Source organism: Bartonella sp. CL436QHHD, from assembly GCF_042195105.1.
Classification (GTDB): domain Bacteria; phylum Pseudomonadota; class Alphaproteobacteria; order Rhizobiales; family Rhizobiaceae; genus Bartonella.
Genome location: NZ_JBHINR010000066.1, coordinates 1 through 4,430, shown reverse-complemented (window position 1 = coordinate 4,430; position 4,430 = coordinate 1). Strand labels below are relative to the sequence as shown.

2 protein-coding genes are annotated in these 4,430 nt (G+C 45.0%); both read right to left on the bottom strand.

Translation table 11 applies throughout. From position 1 onward, the window contains the following. Positions 1-2,516: filamentous hemagglutinin N-terminal domain-containing protein (locus tag ACFIKN_RS08120; protein WP_375658214.1), on the bottom strand; the 2,516-nt coding region annotated here is incomplete at its 3' end. Between the two features lie 25 nt (positions 2,517-2,541). Then, positions 2,542-4,338 (bottom strand): ShlB/FhaC/HecB family hemolysin secretion/activation protein, encoded by a 1,797-nt coding sequence (locus ACFIKN_RS08115; RefSeq protein WP_375658213.1) that lies wholly within the window; start codon positions 4,336-4,338, stop codon positions 2,542-2,544. Between the last annotated feature and the right edge of the window lie 92 nt (positions 4,339-4,430).

The window sequence follows — 4,430 nt, the reverse complement described above, 5'->3', positions numbered from 1 at the left end:
TCTGGTTTTTCGAATGAAATATCGCTATATTCCGTTTTTTCCGTGATGACAGGTGTGCTATCGGCTTTGTTTTTTAGAGTGTTGGTTTGGATATTTAAGTTTCCACCAGCTTGAATAAAGCCTGCTTTGTTCACAAGCGAAAGGCTTTTTCCGCTGCCAGCTGCATTGGTGAAAGATAAATCACCTTCTGTCATTATGGTGCCAAAATCATTGAGCAAAGCACCATCAACTTGTAAAGCACCATTGCCCTTCACATAAATTAAGCCCGTTTTGTTGTTGGTCACATCCCCCGTCACGCTAAAGACTAAATCCTGCCCCGATGCCAATTGACCGCTATTTCCAAGCTCCCCCGTCTTGATCACGAAATCTCTGGCTGCTAAAACCGACGTTGTCTCATCAACCATAACGCTTGGAGCAACAAAAAGAATATCTCCAGTCCCTCCCTGATCTGTCACGGCTTGTAGCCGCGCATGGTGAATCTCAAGGGCATTGGTGCTTTGAAAGTCTAAACCGCCATAAGCCAATTCGCTCTCTGAGACATCAATATGATCTGCAATTAAATACAGCGTTTGCGGCGTGTAAATATGAGAACGATTATTGCTTAAATCGAGAGTTGTTGCCGTCAATCTCACATCCCCCTCAGCAGACAGCACATTCTCAACACTGATCTCTCCAGATACCGATGTCAATGTTGCGCTGCCATAGCCCATGACCTGATCATAATAGATGTCGTTGCCTGCAAAAATTTCAATATTGCCACCACTGGCAATCTGACCAACCTTCACCCCTTCTTTTGCTGTAATCAAAAGAAAGCCGTTTTTATCTAAAATAAGATCCCCTGAACCGCCGGTAGAAACGACACCTGTCATCAGTGTGCCAGCATCAAGGCTGCCTACCTTTAAAACAGCTTCTTCACCCGTCATCAGCGAAGAAAAGTCAACCGCCCCACCCTCAATATTTGCCTTACCATAGACTAAAAGTTGTCTAAAATGAACGGGAGCATTTGTTGCTGGTTGTGCTTGAATGGCAACATTTTGATGCGACAGAATTGTTTGGGAAACAGATAGCCCGTTATGAGAAACCAGGGTGATATCTCCTGCTCCATAAACACTTTCAGCGACAATCGCACCTTGACTGCTCTGGAGATCAACATCCCCTTGGGTGCCAAGAACAACAACACCAGCAGCACCCGTTGCCGCCATATCAACCCCACCGGCTAAAAGCTGCGCCTGTATATCACCACCGGCATGCGCCTTGAGGTTCCCTTGCGCTAAAACAATCCCCTCAAGCTTCAAGTCTCCGCCCGATTCAAGAGCCATATCAGCGCCTGACCCTAGCCCTGAAACTTGAAGTGTCTGGCGCGAAGAAAGCTCCATATTGCCCCCAGAGGTTGCCTTACCGGCAATCGATAAAAGCCCATCCTGCGCCTCTATCTTCAAATGACCATCAGCGCCAACCGTTTCTAACGTCACATCCTTATGGGCGGCAATATCAATATGCTTTTTCGAGGTGATGTGCTTTGCCAATACGCTCTGGCTTTTCGATTTGAGAACAACACCCCCATGACCAAAAACATTCTTCAACGAGATTTTCCCGTCAGCAGAAAGATGCAACTGCCCCGCATTGGCTGCCATATCATGGCGCATGCGAACCCCAACACCTTTTTCTGTTGCCACAAGTTTAATCTGATCCGCCTGTAGAGCCCCCAAAGCAGAGCCATCTATCGCATATTCCGGTTTACCGGTAATATCAGTCAGTTCTTTCATCTCACGAGAAGCATAATCAAAGTGACCCGTCCCTGCTGTCACTCCAATTTCCTTGCCCGCAACAGCTCCTTCAAAATGCACCGTGCGTGAGACAATATCGACAATATCAACAGCCCCTTGGCCTGAGAAAAAATTGGCTCCCTTGGCGCCAAAAGTAATATCCCCACCTCGCACCTCAAAGCCTTTCAAAAAACCGCTCGCATCAATTTCGGGTACACCTGTAGTTAAGGTCGCATGGGGTGTATTGATAAAGCCACAACCATCACAACTTATCCCATTGGGATTGGCTATAATCACATCGGCTGGGCTCCCAAAAACCTCTCCTGGACCATGAAGCGCACTGCGCTTGCTGCTGGTCACTTCATTTAAAATCACTTTCGCTGAACCCGTGAGGCGCAAATGCGGATTGCCCGGCATAATGCCCCCCAACTGCGATTGCCCCACTTCTTGCGCATGATTGTTCCAAATCACACCTGGATTTCCAATATTAAAATCGTTATATTTATTGTGTGATAAGCCCTTGCCATTGGGGGTAACAATATCAATCGAGGGAACCCCATTGGGCGCTGCTACTATATCTGGGCGATGGGCAGCATTCGCGTTAGGATCCACAGTAATTTGTGCCTGTAACACTGAAGGGGCTAACAAACAAGAAAAACCAAGTCCCCCAAATAAAACCTTTTTGAGCATCGTACTGGAGACCAAAACACCTAATAAAGCTGCTCTTTCTGCTCTCTTCTCATATCTCATACTTTAACTCCCCAATAAAAAATGCTTAAAGTTCCATTGTTAATGTCATAAAAAATGTTCCTGATTTTTTGTGCTTAACTGTGCTCCAAAAAATACTGGAATAACTGGCATCAAGAGAGACCATGCCTCCCGCAAGCTTGACACCTGCTGTCCAACCGGCAAGCTGGTCACTCTTAATCCCATACAAAGCTTGCGAAAACACACGCCCATAATCCAAACCAACATAAGGGCGAAGTTCACCAAAAACTTTTTTAAAGGTCGCGTGATTGCTCCACGGAATGGTGCGCAACAACAAATCATTCCGGCTAAAAAAACCGTTATTGCCAAAAAGCAAACTCTCACGCGTGCCACGAACATTGGAAGCGCCCCCCAACGAAATCTGTTCAGCACCCAATAAATTATGCGGTGAATATTGACCACTCAAAAGATTGCTCAGTATAAAGTCCAAGCCCCCTACCTTAAAAGGCGTCATGATACTAAGCGTACCAGTAAATTTGGCAAATTGTGGCTCCGCATCCCCTGCTCCTGGATCGTGCTTCTTGACAGAATGAAACAAGGGAAGACCTTGCAAATAACTCACATCAAAGGTCCATGTCCCACCCAGCATCTGGCGCGAATGCGAAATCCCAAAATTGGCGACACTATATTGACGGCTACCCACTTCAATCTTATTGCCAAGAAGGTAATTGTTGGTTCTTTTATAAGAAAGACCTAAATTCAAGGTTGTAAGGGAAACACTATCACGGTAAAGAACCCTGCTTGTACTGGCGTGCAACTCACTGGAATCCCCCGTCGTCTCAATATCGGTAAAATTGCCAGGGATAATGCTTTGGTAATTATAAACAGTGCCATTCAATCCAAAGGTCCAATAACCGTACGGAATACTCACACTCGCTGAAATGTTATTGCTATGTCCTTCTTGCTTGCTCCCACCCCAATAATCTGTCTGACTGCGCTGATAGTTAAAATCCCACGCATCATTCATCCCTAAAATATTTTCTACCCTCAAGCCCGCACTATAACGCGCATAACCCGTGGAAGATTGTCCCATATTGTCATGAGAAACAGTAACCTTGAAAGTTTTATCGGGATGATTGTTAATATTGACAATGGTGCTCCCTTCTTCACGCCCTGGAAGAAGTTCGCTTTGAGCGTGCGCTGAACTCAAACGGTTGATCTGATCAAGCCCCTGTTCAATATCGCGCATGTTCAGAACATGACCTTGAAGCCCAGGAAAAGCACTCCACACAACATTGTTATAACGAGATGCCGGTGAACCATTATAGTAAATCTCTGAAAGCTTGCCCTCAACGACAATAAATTTGAGCGTCTTGCTGTTTTTGATATCTTGATCAGGAATGTAAAAACGCGCCGTTACATAGCCTTGATCCAAATAAACTTTGGTTAACTTCTTGATTAAGAGCTGAATATCAAAAAGCCCAATACATCTTCCAACATAAGGCTCTGTTACGGCTGATATAGAGCGCTTTTTGACATGGTGCACTCCCTCAACAACAAGAGCATGAATGGGAAAACATTGCTTCCCACCCAAAAGCGTTTCTGGATTTTGCTCTGAAGGCGTCTTGATCCTTTTAGGCGTTAAAGACCGTAATTTCTCAATTCTTTCTAATTGCTGCTTCTCAGATTGTTGGCGAGAAAAATTATCTGTTGGGGAATGAAAAATAGCTGAGGAGCGCGCATAAACATTTACACCTGTAAACAAGCCAAAGAAAACAACAGTGGCACGAAAAATTCTCAAAAGAGAACTTTGGCGTAAAAATACAGAAAACAATACAGATTGCCCCCGCTTTGCATTATTCATGAAGCACTCTTTAAAAGAACTTCATGAAACCTCTAACAAGTCCACTCAAAACAGCCACTGCCCTATGACGCTTTTAACAAAAGCACATGCCT